The 16,623-nt window shown below is 71.1% G+C and carries 15 protein-coding genes; 10 read left to right on the plus strand and 5 right to left on the minus strand.

The genetic code is table 11. The features are described 5' to 3' along the window. Window positions 1–119: 119 nt before the first annotated feature. From OHU89_RS32305 to OHU89_RS32325, 5 genes are all read left to right on the plus strand, one after another. Complete coding sequence (locus tag OHU89_RS32305) at window positions 120–872, plus strand: GntR family transcriptional regulator (protein WP_266888494.1); 753 nt, start codon at window positions 120–122, stop codon at window positions 870–872. 309 nt (window positions 873–1,181) lie between these two features. After that, window positions 1,182–1,376 (plus strand): SPOR domain-containing protein, encoded by a 195-nt coding sequence (locus OHU89_RS32310; RefSeq protein ID WP_405648146.1) that lies wholly within the window; start codon window positions 1,182–1,184, stop codon window positions 1,374–1,376. 30 nt (window positions 1,377–1,406) lie between these two features. Further along, entirely contained in the window at window positions 1,407–1,802 is a 396-nt protein-coding gene (locus OHU89_RS32315; protein ID WP_405648148.1) for a (deoxy)nucleoside triphosphate pyrophosphohydrolase, read from the plus strand. A 191-nt stretch (window positions 1,803–1,993) separates the two neighbouring features. Further along, the gene (locus tag OHU89_RS32320; RefSeq protein WP_405648151.1) at window positions 1,994–2,431 is read left to right on the plus strand and encodes an ATP-binding protein; all 438 of its coding nucleotides are present in this window, start codon (window positions 1,994–1,996) and stop codon (window positions 2,429–2,431) included. A 261-nt stretch (window positions 2,432–2,692) separates the two neighbouring features. Beyond that, window positions 2,693–5,368 carry a SpoIIE family protein phosphatase gene (locus OHU89_RS32325; RefSeq protein ID WP_405648154.1) on the plus strand — a complete coding sequence of 892 codons (2,676 nt, stop codon included), beginning with the start codon at window positions 2,693–2,695 and terminating at the stop codon, window positions 5,366–5,368. A gap of 79 nt (window positions 5,369–5,447) precedes the next feature. Here OHU89_RS32325 and OHU89_RS32330 read toward each other — a convergent pair whose 3' ends face one another. Continuing rightward, window positions 5,448–6,992 (minus strand): hypothetical protein, encoded by a 1,545-nt coding sequence (locus OHU89_RS32330; protein ID WP_405648156.1) that lies wholly within the window; start codon window positions 6,990–6,992, stop codon window positions 5,448–5,450. A 93-nt stretch (window positions 6,993–7,085) separates the two neighbouring features. Here OHU89_RS32330 and OHU89_RS32335 point away from each other — a divergent pair, with 93 nt between their 5' ends. From OHU89_RS32335 to OHU89_RS32345, 3 genes are read left to right on the plus strand one after another with little or no spacing between them, the layout of a single operon-like run. Further along, window positions 7,086–8,198: a hypothetical protein gene (locus OHU89_RS32335; protein ID WP_405648159.1), complete on the plus strand. Its 1,113-nt coding sequence runs from the start codon at window positions 7,086–7,088 to the stop codon at window positions 8,196–8,198. A gap of 46 nt (window positions 8,199–8,244) precedes the next feature. Next, window positions 8,245–9,234 (plus strand): phosphotransferase, encoded by a 990-nt coding sequence (locus tag OHU89_RS32340; RefSeq protein WP_405648161.1) that lies wholly within the window; start codon window positions 8,245–8,247, stop codon window positions 9,232–9,234. After that, complete coding sequence (locus OHU89_RS32345; RefSeq protein ID WP_405648163.1) at window positions 9,231–9,560, plus strand: hypothetical protein; 330 nt, start codon at window positions 9,231–9,233, stop codon at window positions 9,558–9,560. The genes OHU89_RS32340 and OHU89_RS32345 overlap by 4 nt, the downstream gene beginning before the upstream one ends. Here the strand turns inward: OHU89_RS32345 and OHU89_RS32350 are convergent. Genes OHU89_RS32350 through OHU89_RS32365 form a run of 4 tightly spaced genes read right to left on the minus strand, consistent with a single transcriptional unit; the run spans window position 9,541 to window position 13,382 of the window. Then, window positions 9,541–10,311 carry a succinate dehydrogenase/fumarate reductase iron-sulfur subunit gene (locus OHU89_RS32350; RefSeq protein ID WP_405648165.1) on the minus strand — a complete coding sequence of 257 codons (771 nt, stop codon included), beginning with the start codon at window positions 10,309–10,311 and terminating at the stop codon, window positions 9,541–9,543. The two genes, OHU89_RS32345 and OHU89_RS32350, sit on opposite strands and share 20 nt — an antisense overlap. Continuing rightward, on the minus strand, window positions 10,308–12,251 hold the full coding sequence (locus OHU89_RS32355; RefSeq protein ID WP_405648167.1) for a fumarate reductase/succinate dehydrogenase flavoprotein subunit: 1,944 nt from the start codon (window positions 12,249–12,251) through the stop codon (window positions 10,308–10,310). Before OHU89_RS32355 ends, OHU89_RS32350 begins: the two co-directional genes overlap by 4 nt. Then, window positions 12,251–13,072, minus strand: a complete 822-nt coding sequence (locus tag OHU89_RS32360; protein ID WP_405648169.1) for a hypothetical protein — start codon at window positions 13,070–13,072, stop codon at window positions 12,251–12,253. The genes OHU89_RS32355 and OHU89_RS32360 overlap by 1 nt, the downstream gene beginning before the upstream one ends. 19 nt (window positions 13,073–13,091) lie before the next feature. Then, window positions 13,092–13,382, minus strand: coding sequence for a hypothetical protein (locus OHU89_RS32365; protein WP_266888474.1), 291 nt, complete (start codon window positions 13,380–13,382; stop codon window positions 13,092–13,094). Window positions 13,383–13,665: 283 nt separating this feature from the next. Between OHU89_RS32365 and OHU89_RS32370 the strand changes: the two genes are divergently transcribed. Further along, window positions 13,666–15,870: an ABC transporter family substrate-binding protein gene (locus OHU89_RS32370; RefSeq protein ID WP_405648172.1), complete on the plus strand. Its 2,205-nt coding sequence runs from the start codon at window positions 13,666–13,668 to the stop codon at window positions 15,868–15,870. 89 nt (window positions 15,871–15,959) lie between these two features. Next, entirely contained in the window at window positions 15,960–16,559 is a 600-nt protein-coding gene (locus OHU89_RS32375; RefSeq protein WP_405648174.1) for a hypothetical protein, read from the plus strand. The last annotated feature ends 64 nt before the right edge of the window (window positions 16,560–16,623 follow it).

A 16,623-nucleotide genomic window follows, 5' to 3' on the forward strand; every position in this document is an offset into this window, starting at 1 on the left:
GCGTAAAGCCCGACCCGGGCACATGTCACTACATCGAGTGATTCTCTGGCCTTTGCTTGCATGGCGGAACCCACGGTTGCCACGCTGTTGCTGTCTGTACAACCTGATGGGAGCGGCCAGTGACATTCGGTGAGCAGCCGGCGTATCTGCGCGTCGCGGGCGATCTCCGCAAGAAGATCGCCGACGGTTCGCTGCCACCGCACACCCGGCTGCCGTCCCAGGCGAGAATCCGCGAGGAGTACGGCGTTTCGGACACCGTCGCCCTGGAGGCGCGCAAGGTGCTGATGGCCGAGGGGCTGGTCGAGGGCCGCTCCGGCTCCGGGACGTATGTGCGCGAGCGCCCGGTGCCGCGTCGGGTGGCCCGCTCCGGTTTCCGTCCGGACGGCGGGGCCACGCCCTTCCGGCAGGAGCAGGCCGACGGCGAGACACGCGGCACCTGGGAGTCCCGCAGCGCGCAGGCCGAGGCGAGCGTCGCCGTCGCCGAGCGGCTCGGCATCCGGCCGGGCGACCGCGTGATGTGCACCAAGTACGTCTACCGGGACAACGGCGAGCCGATGATGCTCTCCACCTCCTGGGAGCCCCTCGCCGTCACCGGCCGCACCCCCGTGATGCTGCCCGAGGAGGGCCCGCTGGGCGGCATGGGCGTCGTCGAGCGCATGGCCGCCATCGACGTGATCGTGGACAACGTCACCGAGGAGGTCGGCGCCCGCCCCGGTCTCGCCGAGGAACTCCTCGCGCTGGGCGGCGTCCCCGGCCATGTCGTCGTGGTCGTCCACCGCACGTTCTACGCCTCCGGCCGCCCCGTGGAGACGGCCGACGTGGTCATCCCGGCGGACCGCTACCGGGTCGCCTACCACCTTCCGGTGAAGTAGCGCACGCCGCTACGGCAGTTGCCACCAGTACCCGTCCAACCGGGGCCTATGCGAGCGGCGTTGGAATCTGGCCGTTCTCGCAGGTGGCCCCGGGCCTGCGCACACCGCTCTGACCGGATGCATTCATGCGGGCGCACGGCGCGTTCGACGCCGCACGCCCCCTGCGTTCTGGCTGGTTGCGTACCTCTTTGTGAGAATCCGTGTTCGCTGCGTAAAGGTTAGGCGTAGGCTCGGGCATATGCGGATTGCGGTTTCCTTAGCGGGCGGGGTACGGCGACAACCGCGAGCGGGAAGGGGCGGTGGGGCGCGATGAACGACGGCACGATCACTCTTCCCTGGCTCGTCATACGGCAGGACGACAACGGCAATCGCTACCGCGTGGGCCGCTACGCCACCCGGGCCGAGGCGCAGAAGATCGCGGACAGCCTCGACAGCCGCGGCCACAAGCAGCTGTACTGGGTCGAACGCATCGGCCAGAACGGCGGCAGCGCGACGGCGAACTGACCGATCGACGCCTCCCGTAGGCTCCGGCACATGACGGAACCGATCGTGGTGGTGGGCGCGGCCCTGCTCGACGCCGACCACCTCCTCGCCGCCCGCCGCAGCGCACCCCCCGAACTGGCCGGCCGCTGGGAACTCCCCGGCGGCAAGGTCGAACCGGGCGAGACCTCCGAGGCAGCGCTGGCGCGCGAGCTTCGGGAGGAGCTGGGCGTAGAGGCGGAGGTGGGGGAGCGAATCCCGGGGGAGTGGCCCTTGAAGCCGCCCTACGTCCTCCAGGTCTGGACGGCCCGTCTGCTCCCGGGTTCACCGCAACCCAAGCCCCTACAGGACCACGACGACCTCCGCTGGCTGACCCCGGCCGAGCTCTGGGACGTGCCGTGGCTGGACCAGGACGTAGAGGCGGTCCGTGAAATCGCCGGTCGGCTGTAGATGCCCTAGGGGCGCGGGGCTGTGACATTTGCGGCTCCGCCGCGGGGCGCGACAAGCCACCACTCACCCGCAGCCGCCACACAACAGCCACCCCCAGCCTCATAGGCGCCCCCAGCTACGCCGTTCGCACCACGAGGCGCCCTCCCACGCGGTACCCCGCCCCGGATATCGGGTATGTGCCCATTAACCCCATGAAACCGGACATGGGCGTGGCCTGGGAAGTGATCGGCGTGATCGACACCGATGGCGACTGCGCCGACTGGACCTTTCCCGCGGACCCCGGCGCCGTACGCGCCGCCCGCACCGCCGTCCGCGGCCGACTGCGCGACTGGAACCTCGACAGCGTGGCCGACATCACGACCCTGCTGGTCAGCGAGCTGGTGACCAACGCGCTGCGACATGCCACCGGCCCCATCGGCGTCCGCCTCGTCCGCCCCACCGGCCTCGTTGACGTCCTGCTGGTCGAGGTCTCCGACCCGCTCCCGGACCCGCCGCGGGAGCGGGTCGCCGACCCCGAGGACGAGAGCGGCCGGGGTCTGCAACTGGTCGCCCATTCCTCGCGCCGCTGGGGCACCAGACCAGGTGAGGCGGGCAAGACGGTGTGGTTCGAGCTCGCGGTCCCGGAATGAACCGGGGGCGTCCGGGCTGTACGACCCCGCCCGCGCTGTCCAGCAACTGGTTCAGGCCACTGACGGTTGCCGGAGTACGTGATTCGACAGTGTGTTGGCTGGTTAGAAGACTGGAAGTGTTGTCGCGGTGCGGTCCAAAAAACGCTGGGACCGTGCTGTGATCGTGAACACCGTGTTGTGCGGCGCCGTAGTGCTGGATACTGCGGGCAGCCGCTGCCGGTGACCGGTGCCGGACGCGGTGAGCTGGAGGGGACGGTTCGCGTGAGCGAGATACCAGCGAAGGCCACGGAGTCCGAGGACCCGTCGGACGGCGCGAGGTCGGAGGCCGTGGGTGACACAGCGGCCGACGTGACGCGTGGTGCCATGGGCGGAACAGGTCTGGAATCCACCGGTGGACCCGGCGGAGCCGCTGGCGCACCCCGGGGCGACGCGATGTGGCAGAGCAGTCCGCCCGGCTCCATCTACGACTACATCAAGGTCGCGTCCTTCTCCATCGGCCCCGACGGCCTCGTGGACCAGTGGAGTGTGCGTGCCGAGCAGCTCTTCGGGATCCCCGCCGACCGGGCCGTCGGCATGGACCCCATCGAGGCGTTCATAGACGCCGACCAGCGTGAGGTCGGTCAGCGCAAGATGGCCGAGATCCTCGACGGCCGCGAGTGGACCGGAGTGGTCCCCTTCCGGGTGCCGGAGTCGGCCGACCAAGAGGCGGGCGAGGAGGGGCTGGCAGAGGTCTACGTCATGCCGACGCAGACCGCGGAGGGTGAGCGGGCCGCCGTCTGTATCGTCGTGGACGTCCGCACTCTGCGTCGCATCGAGACCGACCTTGCCGCCTCGCAGTCGATTTTCGGTCAATCTCCCTTCGGCTTTCTGCTGATCGACCCCGATCTGCGGGTCCGGCGCGCCAACCACCGCTTCGCCTCCCTCTTCGGCGGCACCCCGGACGACCACCGTGGCAAGGGAGTCAGCGACTATCTGCCCCGACCCGAGGCCGAGCGGGTGGCGGCCACCCTGCGCCGCGTCCTGGAGACCGGCGAATCCATCACGGACATGCACGTCACCGGCTTTCTGCCCGGCTCCGACGAGCGCCGCCACTGGTCGGTCAACCTCTACCGCGTGCGCAGCGGCTCCGGCCGCCCCATCGGCATCGCCTGGCTCGCGACCGACATCACGGCCCGTCGCGCGGCAGCCCGGGAAGCGGCCGCGGCGCGGCGCAATCTCGCCCTTCTCAACGAGGCCGGCGCCCGGATAGGCAACTCCCTCGACCTGGAGACCACGGCCCGCGAACTCCTGGACGTCGTCGTCCCCGGCTTCTGCGACCTGGCCACGGTCGACCTCTACCAGGGCCTCCTGGCGGGGGACGAGACCCCGCCGGGACTCGCCGACGGCAGCGCGGAACTCCGCCGCGTCGCCTTCGCCAGCGCCGTCTCCGACGCCCCTTTCATCAGCTCGGGCCCGCCCGTCTCGGTCGGCGCCGTCCATCACTACCCCTTCAACTCGCCCTGCGCGGACGCCCTGCGCACCGCCCGCCCGCTGTTCATCCCGGCCGAGGAGGGCGGCCTGGTGCAGTCCACGCTCGCCGTGCCGATGGTCGCCCACGACACCGTCGTAGGACTGGCGCAGTTCGCCCGTACGAAGGGCAGCGAGCCGTTCGGGGACCGGGACCGGGATCTGGCGGTGGAGCTGGCGGCGCGGGCGGCGGTCTGTATCGACAACGCGCGGCTGTACCGGCGTGAGCACGAGCGGGCGTTGATGCTGCAGCGGTCCCTGCTGCCCCCGGGCGACCCGGTCGCCTCCGGCCTCGACATCGCGTGTCGCTATCTGCCGGGCAACTCCTCCTCCGACCGGCCCAGCGAGGTCGGCGGCGACTGGTTCGACGTCATCGAACTGCCGGGTCACCGTACGGCGTTGGTGGTCGGCGACGTGATGGGCCGCGGGCTGCGGGCGGCGGTGGCGATGGGTGAACTGCGCTCCGCCGTACGGACGCTGGCGTTGCTGGACCTCGAACCGGCCGAAGTGCTGAGCGCGTTGGACGAGATCGCGCGCGGCCTCGGTGCGCCGGGCGGTGTCCAGCAGGCCACCCGCGCGGCCCGTCGGCCCCGTGAGGCCGACCTGTCCGAGGTGTACCTGGCGACCTGTGTGTACGCGGTCTACGACTCCGTGACCCGCCGCTGCACCTTCGCCAACGCGGGTCATCTGCCGCCGGTCCTCGTGGAGCCCGGAGAGGCGGCCCTCATGCTCGACGTGCCGCCGGGCATGCCGCTCGGCGTCGGGGGCGAGCCCTTCGAGGAGGTTGAGGTCGAACTCCCCGAAGGCGCGCTGTTGGCGCTCTACACGGATGGACTGGTCGAAAGCCGCGATCACCCCCTCGACGAGGGGCTCCAGGCCTTCGTGGGCGCGCTGACGGATCCCGCCCAGCCGCTCGAGGACGTCTGCGACCACGTCCTCAACACCCTCGACAGCCACCACGGCGAGGACGACATCGCCCTGCTGATGGCACGTGTCCAGGGCCTGCCCGAGGACTCCGTGGGCGACTGGACGCTGCCGCGGGAGCCGCGGAGTGTGGGGCGGGCGCGGGAGTACGCCCGTGCGCGGTTGCTGGCGTGGGATCTGGAGCCGCTGGTCGACACGACGGAGCTGCTGGTCAGTGAGCTGGTGACGAACGCTCTGCGGTACGGCGAGGGTGAGATCAGGCTGCGGTTGCTGTTGGACCGGACCCTGGTGTGCGAGGTGTGGGACTCCGGGTTGGTGCAGCCGCGGCGGCGGCGGGCGCGTGACACGGACGAAGGCGGGCGCGGGCTGCAGCTGGTCGGGCTGCTGAGTGCGGCGTGGGGGTCGCGCCGGACGCCTCGGGGCAAGACGGTGTGGTTCGAGCTGCCGTTGCCGGACGGGGAGACGGGGTTGGCGGACCCCGCGGAGGCCTTGCTCAGCTTGTTCTGAGCATGCCTACTGAGTCGGGGGTTCGCGGTCGTCGGCGGCTGCGGGTTGTTCGTGGCTGTTCGCGCGGTTCCCCGCGCCCCTAGAGGGGCGCGTTCGCGCCCGTCCCGCGTGCCCGCGTCCGTGGGCCGCCGAAGGTCGTGGGCGTTTCGGCGTCCAGCAGTACCCCGCCCAGGATCGCCCCCGCCACACCGCTCTCGTGCTCTGTCGCCGGGTTGCCGTGTACCCGTACGTCCTGTTCGGCGAGGTCGCGGGCCTCCCCGGCGTACTCGGCCGCGGCTGTCGGGTCCTCGGTGAGCAGCCGGGCCGCCTCCGCCAGCCGGGTGCGGGCCACCGCGCCCACCGCGCCCCGGTGGGTCGCGACGACATCGTCCGCGGCGGATATCGCGGTACGGCCGACCAGCAGGGCGGCCGCTCCCAGCACCCCGGCCGTCGGCTCCGTCGTCAGCGGACCGGCCGACCGCACGATCCGGCGCAGGGCGCCGAGGGGGTCGTACGGTCCGGTGGTCCGTTCGTCCCGTACGACGGCCAGGGCGCCGTCGGCATGCAGGATCCGGGCCCACAGCTCACCGGCGGGCACATCGGCCGGCCCTTTCCGTGCCCTCGCGAGTTCCGCCTCCGCGCCGGTCAGTGCCGCCGGTACCAGGGCCTCGGCGTTCCTCAGTGCCGCACCGAGCCGTTCGACGCCGTCCAGGAAGATGGCGGCCTGGGCGATCGCGCCCTCTGCGGCGCAGAGGTGCAGGGCGGCCCTCTCGGTCTCCGCGCGGTCGGCGCACTGGCGGGACTGGTTGAGGCGGACGGTGGCGAACACCAGGCGGTCCTTGGCCTGTTCGGTGTGGCCGGTGACGGGGGCGGTGGCCGAGGGGGCGTACCGCTCGTGCCAGTCGGTGAGGAGCGCCTCGACGGTCCCGGTGCGCCCGGCCAGCGCCCGGAAGCGGTCCTCGGCGACCTCCAGGGCCTCGCCCAGGCCCTTCTCCAGCGCCCGCAGCTGGTCGAACCGGGCCGCCTCCGCGTCCAGCCGCCGCCCGGCCTCCTCGCACCGTCCGACGACCCCGGCGAGCGCGTGCCGCCGGGCCGCGGGCTCCTCCGGTACACCGTCGTCGTACTGCTGCCGCATCCGGAAGGCGGCCCTCAGCTCGCCCTCCGCGTCCCGCAGGGCCGCCGTGAGGGGCGCCACGGCACTCTTCCCGAACCGTGCCTCGACGAAGCCGAGTCCCGCACGGCTGGTGCGGACGCAGTCGTCGGCCGTGACGAGCAACGCCTGTGCCTGTGCGTCGAGTTCACCGGTGGACGGTGTCCACGGGGCGACGAGGGCGCCGCCGGGAGTGGTGCGGGTCCGGGCCCGCCGCGTACGGCGTACGTAGGTGTATCCCGCGACCGCACCCGCGGCGCCCACCACGAGGAGCGGAAGGACGAGGTCGGCGGCCGAGGATCCGTCCTCCTGAGCCTGGATCTGCTGCGCGGTCCCCGCCCGGGGCCCCGCAACCGCGGCACCGTCGTCGAACGTCATCCCCGGCAACACCAGCCACACCACCCCGGCCAGCCCGCCCAGCAGAGTGTGCGCCACCCGCACGGATATGTGCGAGGTCGCGCGCCGCTGTCGGCCCCAGAACAAGGATGACGTCACATTCCGGAGCGTATGAGCAGGAATGCGGCGGCGCGACCGGGGTGGGGCAGGGGTGGAACGGCGGGGCAGGGTCGGGAGCGAGGGGGCGCGGGGATGAGCGAGACAGGGACCGGCGACGAGAAGGAACCCACGGTCGCCGAGGCCGACGAACCCTCGCAGGGCCCACCCGTACCCGACGGGGAGAGCGGCAAGGGCGGTGCGGGCTGGAAACGATGGCTCAAGCGCATCGCCCTCGCCTCGGCACTGACCCTTCTGCTCCCCACCCTCGCCGCGGCCACAGCGCTACGCCTCAACTACACCGGCGACCCCGCGGACGGCACCCACACCCGCAACCGCGACGCGATCTGGCTCGGCCACGCCTGGGTGGACGGCCGGGAGACCGACAAGGACGTCACCGCACTCGCCGAACGCCTGAAGACAACGGGCATCCGCGACCTCTACGTCCACTCGGGCCCCCTGGAACACGACGGAACGCTGCCGAAGTCGTCGTATCCCGGAGCCCGCCGGCTCATCACCACCCTGCACAGCGCGGCGCCGCGCATCCGCGTCCAGGCCTGGCTCGGCGACAAGCTCGCGAACGAGACCCCCGACGGTCTGCACCTCGACCGCGCGGCGACCCGCGACGCCGTGGTGCGCTCCACCCGCGAGATCCTCGCCACCGGCTTCGACGGCGTCCACTTCGACCTGGAGCCCCTCCACTCCGGCGACCACGACTACCTCACCCTCCTCGACTCCCTCCGCGCGGTCACCCGCGACCGCGGCGTCCCCCTCTCCGTCGCCGCCCACCAGATCGACCCGCTCCCGGCACTGCACTGGGTCGCGGGCGCCCTCACCGGGCATCCCAAGTGGTGGTCGCAGGAGTACTTCGGGCAGGTCGCGCGGCGCGTCGACCAGATCGCCGTGATGTCGTACGACACCGCGATGCCCCTGGAGAGCCTGTACGGCGGTTACGTCGCCCAGCAGACCTCGCTCGCCCTGGAAGTGACCCCGCCCTCGACGGACCTCCTCATGGGCCTGCCCTTCTTCCACGAGAACAAGCTCGGCCACCGCGCCGCCGCCGAGACGGTCCCGGCCGCGGTCAGGGGAGTCCGGCTCGGCCTGTCCCGCACGGACGCGGACCGCGCCAACTTCGGCGTGGCGCTGTACGTCGACTTCGCGGCGACGGAGGCGGACTGGACGGCGTACGAGAAGGACTGGGTGCGCTGAGAAAAACGGAGGCGGTCCGCCACGCACTGCTGCGACGATCTGCCGGATGACCGCGACCCGGAAGTTCCTCACGCGCGACGACCTCGCACCGCTCGCCCGCACCGCCCTGGGCCCCCACCGCACCCTGGCCGCCGTGACCCGGCTGCGCGGCGGCTCCAAGAAGGGCGTCTACCGGCTCGCCCTCGACGACGGGAGCACGGCGGTCGCCTACGTCTGGTCGGCCGCCGAGGACTACTGGGACTCCGGCCCCTCCGACCTGCGCGACCCCTTCTCGGCGGGCTCGAGTCTCGACGTGTTCACGGCCGCCCACGACCGTCTCGTCGCGGCCGGCGTCCGCACGCCCCGTGTCCTGCACGCCGACGCCACGCACACCCACGTCCCCGCGGACGTGGCGATCATGGAGGACATCACGGGCGGCAGCCTGGAGGAGGCCCTGGAGAGGGACCCGACCGCGGCCCGCGCCTCCCTGGAGCGGCTGGCCGGAGAGCTCGCGCTCCTGCACGCGCACGAGGGCCCGGACTTCGGGAAGGTCGTGGTCGTCGACAACGGCGGTGCCCCGTCGACGAGTTCCTGCGCGCGGCGGATCACCGAGGGCGCGCTGCGCGACATCGCCGCCACCGCCGTACGGGATGCCCGGATCGCCGCCGCGGCGGACCGACTGGCGGCCAGGATCGAGGAGTTGGCCGCCGCCGTGCGCCCGCGCGCCCGCCACACCCTGATCCACGGTGAACTCGGCCCCGACCACGTCCTGCTGGACACCGACGGCCGGCCCGCCCTCATCGACATCGAAGGCCTCATGTACCTCGACGTGGAGTGGGAGCACGTCTTCCTGCGGATCCGCTTCGGGCCGCGCTACGACGCGCTGAGCGTCCCCGGCCTGGACGAGGACCGGCTGCGCCTCTACCGGCTCGCCATGCACCTGTCCCTGGTCGCGGGCCCGCTCCGGCTCCTGGACGGTGACTTCCCAAACCCTGGTTTCATGCAGGCCATCGCCGAGTCAAATCTCTTGCGTGTGCTGGAGCTCGTGGAAGCATGATCGGTATGAACGAGGTGCTGGGAATCGTGGGCGCCGTGGTGATCACGGCCGGCCTGGCGATCGGTACGGCCGCCGTCACCAAGGGCTGGCTGCTCCCGGGGCGGGGAAGCGCGAAGATACTCCGGCCCAGGGTGTGGGGATACGGCACGCTGCTGAACCAGGCCGGGACGGGCGCGTTCCTCTTCCTGGGCCCGCTCGACGCGTCGCGCCACCCCGGCTTCTTCCCGTACGCGCTGGCCGGCGTGGCCGTGGCCATGCTCGGCCTGTACGTGCAGCGCCGGGCCCGGTTCCCGGCGGGCGCCGGAGCTACGAGGGCCTCCTCCTGATCTTCGATCCCAGCCACACCAGCGGGTCGTACTTGCGGTCCACCGCCCGCTCCTTCAGCGGGATCAGCGCATTGTCCGTGATCTTGATGCCCTCGGGGCAGACCTCCGTGCAGCACTTGGTGATGTTGCAGTAGCCGAGGCCGTGTTCGTCCTGGGCCGCCTTCTTGCGGTCCAGGCCGCTCTCGTCCGCCGCGTCCAGCGGATGCATGTCCAGCTCGGCGACCCGCATCAGGAAGCGGGGTCCGGCGAACGCCGGTTTGTTCTCCTCGTGGTCACGGACCACATGGCAGGTGTCCTGGCACAGGAAGCACTCGATGCACTTGCGGAACTCCTGCGAGCGGTCCACGTCCTCCTGCATCATCCGGTACTCGCCGGGACCCAGATCCGCCGGCGGCACGAAGGCCGGGACCTCGCGTGCCTTCTCGTAGTTGAAGCCGACGTCCGTGACCAGGTCGCGGACGACCGGGAAGGCACGCAGGGGAGTGACGGTGATCGTCTCCTCCCGGGTGAAGACCGACATCCGGGTCATGCACAGCAGTCGCGGCCGGCCGTTGATCTCCGCCGAGCACGAACCGCACTTGCCCGCCTTGCAGTTCCAGCGGACGGCGAGGTCGGGGGCCTGGGTGGCCTGGAGGCGGTGGATGATGTCCAGGACCACCTCGCCGTCGTTGACCTCGACCGCGAAGTCCTTGAGGCCGCCGCCCTTCACATCGCCGCGCCACACCTTGAAGCGGGCCTTGTAGCTGCTCACTCGTACAGCTCCTCTTCGGCGAGGTACTTGACCAGCTCCTCCTTGTCGAAGAGGGCGAGCAGGTCGGAACGGATGGGGTCGGTGGTCTCACGGGTGAGCTCGATCTGGCCGCGGACCGGGTCCGTGGCCGCCAGTCCGCCGGTGGGATCGGTGAGTTGGCACAGCAGGTTGAGACGGCGCCACTTGCGGTCCATCGTCGGATGGTCCTCGCGGGTGTGGCCGCCGCGCGACTCCGTGCGCTCCAGCGCGGCCCGCGCCACGCACTCGCTGACCAGCAGCATGTTCCTGAGGTCCAGGGCGAGATGCCAGCCGGGGTTGAACTGGCGGTGGCCCTCGACGCCGGCCCGCCGGGCCCGTACCCGCAACTCGGCGAGCTTCTCCAGGGCCTGCTTCATCTCGGGCTCGCGGCGGATGATGCCGACGAGGTCGTTCATGGCCTGCTGGAGCTCCTGGTGGAGGGTGTACGGGTTCTCCGGCGGACGCGCGTCCTGCGCGCCCGTCTCCGGGTACTCCGCCGAGTAGGGGCGCAGCGCCTCCGCGGCCGCCGCGTCGATCTGGATCTCGTCCACCGCGGGGCGCGCGAACGCCTGGGCCGCCGCGTACTCGGCCGCGTGCAGGCCCGCCCTGCGGCCGAACACCAGCAGATCGGACAGGGAGTTGCCGCCGAGCCGGTTCGAGCCGTGCATACCGCCCGCGACCTCGCCGGCCGCGTACAGCCCCGGCACCCCGCGTGCGGCGGCCGTGTCGGACTCGACCGCGATGCCGCCCATCACGTAGTGACAGGTGGGCCCGACCTCCATCGCCTCCGCGGTGATGTCGACGTCCGCCAGCTCCTTGAACTGGTGGTACATGGACGGCAGCCGGCGCTTGATGACCTCGGCGGGCATCCGCGTCGACACGTCCAGGAAGACCCCGCCGTGCGGGGAGCCGCGGCCCGCCTTCACCTCGGAGTTGATGGCCCTGGCGACCTCGTCGCGGGGGAGGAGTTCGGGGGGACGCCGGTTGTTTTCCGGGTCCTCGTACCAGCGGTCGCCCTCGGCCTCCGACTCGGCGTATTTCTCCTTGAAGACGTCCGGGACGTAGTCGAACATGAACCGCTTGCCCTCGGAGTTGCGCAGCACCCCGCCGTCACCGCGGACGGATTCCGTGACGAGGATGCCCTTCACCGACGGCGGCCAGACCATGCCCGTCGGGTGGAACTGCACGAACTCCATGTTCAGAAGGGGCGCGCCCGCCAGCAGCGCCAGCGCGTGGCCGTCGCCGGTGTACTCCCACGAGTTCGACGTCACCTTGAAGGACTTGCCGATACCGCCCGTCGCGATGACCACGGACGGGGCTTCCAGGACGAAGAAACGGCCGGATTCCCGCTCGTAGGCGAAGACTCCAGAGACCCGGTTTCCGTCCTTGAGGACGCGGGTGACCGTGCATTCCTGGAAGACCTTCAGACGGGACTCGTAGTCGCCGGTCTCCTTCTTGTCCTGCTGCTGCAGCGAGACGATCTTCTGCTGGAGGGTCCGGATGAGTTCGAGCCCCGTGCGGTCGCCGACGTGGGCGAGGCGCGGGTACTCGTGGCCGCCGAAGTTGCGCTGGGATATCCGGCCGTCCTTGGTGCGGTCGAACAGGGCACCCCAGGTCTCCAGCTCCCACACCCGGTCCGGGGCCTCCTGCGCGTGCAGTTCGGCCATCCGCCACTGGTTGAGGAACTTGCCGCCGCGCATGGTGTCGCGGAAGTGGACCTGCCAGCTGTCGCGCTCGTTGGCGTTGGCCATCGCCGCCGCGATGCCGCCCTCGGCCATCACCGTGTGCGCCTTGCCGAACAGCGACTTGCAGATCACCGCCGTGCGGGCGCCCCGCTCGCGCGCCTCGATGGCCGCCCGCAGGCCCGCGCCCCCGGCACCGACCACGACGACGTCCCACTCCTGCCGGTCCACCACGGACATCAGAACAACCTCGGATCGTCGAAGGCACCGGATGCGACGAGATAGACGTAGAAGTCGGCGAGCGCCACGCTCACCAACGACGACCAGGCGAGCAGCATGTGCCGGGCGTTCAGCTTCCCGACCCACTGCCACATCCGGTAGCGCACGGGGTGCTTGGAGAAGTGCTTGAGCTTGCCGCCGACGATGTGCCGGCAGGAGTGGCAGGAGATCGTGTACGCCCAGATCAGCAGGATGTTGACGAGGAACACCAGGGTGCCGAGGCCCATGTGGCCCCACTCGTAGTGCTCGTCGCGGAAGGCGAGCACGGTGTCGTACGTCAGGATTCCGGCGACCGGGATCGCGGCGTAGAAGAAGTACCGGTGGATGTTCTGCAGGATGAGCGGGAAGCCGGTCTCACCGGAGTACTTCTTGTGCGGCTCGGCCACCGCGCAGGCCGGTGGGGAGGCCCAGAAGCCCCGGTAGTACGCCTTGCGGTAGTAGTAGCAGGTCAGCCGGAAGCCGAGCGGGAAGATCAGGATCAGGACGGCGGGCGAGAAGCCCCACCAGCTGCCGAAGATCTCCCAGTTGGGGCCGTTCCGCATCGGCTCGCAGTTCTCCGCGAGACAGGGGGAGTAGAACGGCGAGACATAGGGCGCCGCGTAGTAGTCGGCGTTCGCGAACGCGCGCCAGGTCGAGTAGACGATGAACGCCAGCAGACCGGCCGTGGTGGCGGCAGGCGCCAGCCACCAGCGGTCGGTCCGCAGATGCGGAGCGTCGATCGCGGCGCGCGTACCCGTTCGTACACCGCCGCTGTTCAGATGGGGTTCCGTACCAGTGGCCAACGCATGACTCCGGTCGGGTTCAGGGGGCGTGGCGGTCGCGGGCGCCGAGTCCCTCGTCGTCCGAGTCCGTCCAGAGGGTGTTGTCGTACGGGGTGTCGGGGATGGAGACCAGATCGGGGCGCTTGGCATTCGCGAGCGCCGGGTCGGCGTCCTTCAGCAGTACGAGGCTCTCCCGGAGACGGTCGGCGTCCATGCGGACGCGGCGCATCTCGAGACCACCGCTGCCCAACTGCTGTTCCAGGCGTTTCACATACCGGAGCAGCTCGTCGAGACAGCGCTGGGCCGATGCCAGTTCATCGTGCAGGGCCATGACGTGACCTCACTTAGGGCGGCAACGTTCATGTGCGCCTGCGAGTGTTGCGCGTCACACCTGCCGGTGTGAAGGGACGTGCACGGATTGGCGGATCGTGAGCCTCCGTGCGCGCCCCCGGTACGCCCTGGATTGCGCCGCATGGGTGGGCTTCGGCGCCGCCTTCGCCGTGTCGCCGCCCCCTGCCGAACCCTTTCCTCTTCAGTGGCCGCATACATCTGATCAACTCCATATACCGCCAAACGTGATCCAAACCGGCGGTGCACCCCCGGAGGTATGTGGCATGTCCCACGACGGCGTCGGCCCGCGCGCGGTCATGCGCTCGGTCGCCTTCCTCACCGCGGGTGCGCTGGCCGTGCCCGCACTCGCCGGCTGCAGTACGAAGGATCCGGCCGGCCGGCCGCTCGCCGGGCCGGACGTCGCGCCCGTCGCCCGGGCGATGGTCGCCGACGGCGGCAGTCTCAGCTGGGCCGTGGACTCCGTGCCGGAGACCCTGAACACGTTCCAGGCGGACGCCGACGGCACCACCACCCGTGTCGCCCAGGCCGTCCTGCCCTCGATGTACCGGCTCGACGCCAACGGGCGTCCGCAGGTCAGCCCCGACTACCTGGAGAAGGCGGAGGTCGTCGAGACCGAGCCCCAGCAGGTCGTGCTGTACAAGCTCAACCAGCAGGCGGTGTGGAGCGACGGCCGGGAGATCGGCGCCGCCGACTTCGCCGCGCAGTGGCGTGCCCTGTCCGGCAAGGACACCGCGTACTGGACGGCCCGCAACGCCGGCTACGACCGCATCGAGAGGATCGAGCGCGGGAAGAACGACCTGGAGGTCAAGGTCACCTTCGAGCGGCCGTACGCCGACTGGAAGTCGCTGTTCTCGCCGCTGTACCCGAAGGACGTCATGGGCACCCCGGACTCCTTCAACGACGGGGCCCGCAAGAAGCTCAAGGTCACCGCAGGGCCGTACCGGCTCAAGGAGGTCGACCGCAAGGACGACGAGGTCACGCTCGACCGCAACCCGCGCTGGTGGGGCCACCCCGCCAAGCTGGACGAGATCGTGCTGCGGGCCGTGCCGCGCGAGGAGCGCGCCGCCGCACTGGCCGCAGGCAAGCTCGACCTGGCCGAGATCGACCCTGAGTCCGTCAAGCGGATCACCGTCGCCGCCGGTCCCAGGCGCGGCGCGAGCAGCACCCCGCTGATGGGCCCCGGCAGCGACCTCAGCGCCGCCGACTCCCTGCGCTCCTGGGCCGTCGCCAACGGCTCCGACGAGGATGCCGCCGACGACGAGATCAGCGCCCGCGAGAAGCAGCGGACGGCGGTCACGACGTACGCCCGTCAGCAGCAGGCGCTGCGCGGATTCGAGGTCCGCCGCTCCCTGGAGCCCGCCTACACCCAGCTCGCCCTCAACGGCGCCGACGGCCCCCTCGCCGACGAGCGGGTGCGCCGTGCAGTGGCCCGCGCCCTGGACCGGGAGGCCCTCGCCTCGGTGGTCCTCACGCCGCTCGGCCTGCCCGCCGAACCGGTCGGCAGCCATCTCGCGCTCTCCGGCCAGGCCGCGTACGCCGACAACAGCGGCGCGCTCGGCGGCCAGGACACGGCGGAGGCGCAGGCCCTGCTCACGGACGCCGGATGGGTGCGGGGCGGTCCCCTCAAGGAGGAGAAGAAGAAGGGGGAGAAGGCGGCCGGCGCCGAGGGCGAGAAGGCCGGGGCGAAGTCGGAGGACGGCGACGACGACACGTACATCGTCGGCGAGGACGACAAGGCGCGCCGTGAGGCCGACCGGGAGAAGAAGGACCCCAAGCACCTCGCGCAGGACGGCAAGCAGTACACGAACAAGCTGAAGCAGGGCGGGGCGCCGGGCGCGTACGCCCCGCGGGGCACCGCCGCGCCGGCGGGCACCGCGGCGGCGGGCACCGCGGCGGGCGCGCTGGCCAAGGACGGCAAGCCGCTCACGCTCCGCTTCGTACTGCCGTCGGGCCCGGGCTCGCAGACCCTGGGTACGGTGGCCGACCGGATCTCGGGGATGCTGCGGAAGGTCGGTATCCGCACCGAGATCTCCAAGGTCGAGGACGAGAGCTACTTCAAGGACCACATCGCGTCGGGCCAGTACGACCTCGCCCTGTACTCCTGGCCCGCCTCCGCCTTCCCCGCCACCGACGGCCGCCCGATCTACGCCAAGCCGGTGCCGGCGGCCGACGGCTCCCTGAACGTCGAGCAGAACTACACGCGGGTCGGCACCGACCAGGTGGACCAGCTCTTCGACCAGGCGGTGGCGACGCTGGACGAGCGCGAGAGCCGGGGCCTGATCCGCAAGGCCGACTCCCGCATCTGGGCGGCGGCCGGATCCATCCCGCTGTACCAGCGGCCCCAGCTGACGGCCGCGAGGAAGAACGTGGTGAACGCGGGGGCCTTCGGCTTCGGGACTCCGGTCTACGAGGACATGGGGTTCCTGAAGAAGGGCGCGAGGCCGGCGGCGAGCCCCACAGCGAAGTAGGAGATCATTCCCTTCAGCACACGATCGGCCGCCACCCCGCAACGAGCGGGGTGGCGGCCGTCGTACGGCCGGGGAGAGGGACGACGGGGATGCGTACGTGGGTGGTGGGGGCGACGCTGGTGGCCCTCGGGGCGGGGCTGACGGGCTGCAGCGGTGACACGGAGGACCGAGCCGGAGCCTGTGCGGACGGGACGTACACGTGGTCGGGTGTCACCCGCACGGAGAAGCTGATCCGGCTGGCGGACCCCATCGTGATCAAGAAGAGGACGGCGTCCTACAAGGCCCGGCTCAGGTCCTACGACACCCTGAGGTACCAGCCCACGGTGAGCCCCGTGCCGGACGGTACGAACGCCGGGGGGGTGATCCTCGCGCTGGGCAGGCACCTGAAGGTCCAGGAGCCGCTCGCCGACCCCTCCGACGACGAGGACACCCGGTACGACACCTACTACGACGTGGAGACGCAACTCACGAAGGGCGCGTACTACTCCTGGGACGCCCTCAAAATGGTCGACGCCGACTTCACGTACACCTGCGACGGCGGCGAGCCGGTCAAAGGGCACGTACGCAGCTGGGACACCCTCGGCATCGGCTTCCTCTCCTGCGCCGACGACCCCCGTAAGGACACGGCCGCGCACGAGGCCGCGGTGCGGAGCTGCCCGGCCGGATCCCGTGCCGTCGGGGAGGCCTGAGTCCCCTGCGGAGGCCGTCCCCGTCAACGCCACGTACCATGGGGTGAGGCCGTGGCATGTACAG

The sequence above is a fragment of the Streptomyces sp. NBC_00019 genome, assembly GCF_045041015.1.
Lineage (GTDB): Bacteria > Actinomycetota > Actinomycetes > Streptomycetales > Streptomycetaceae > Streptomyces.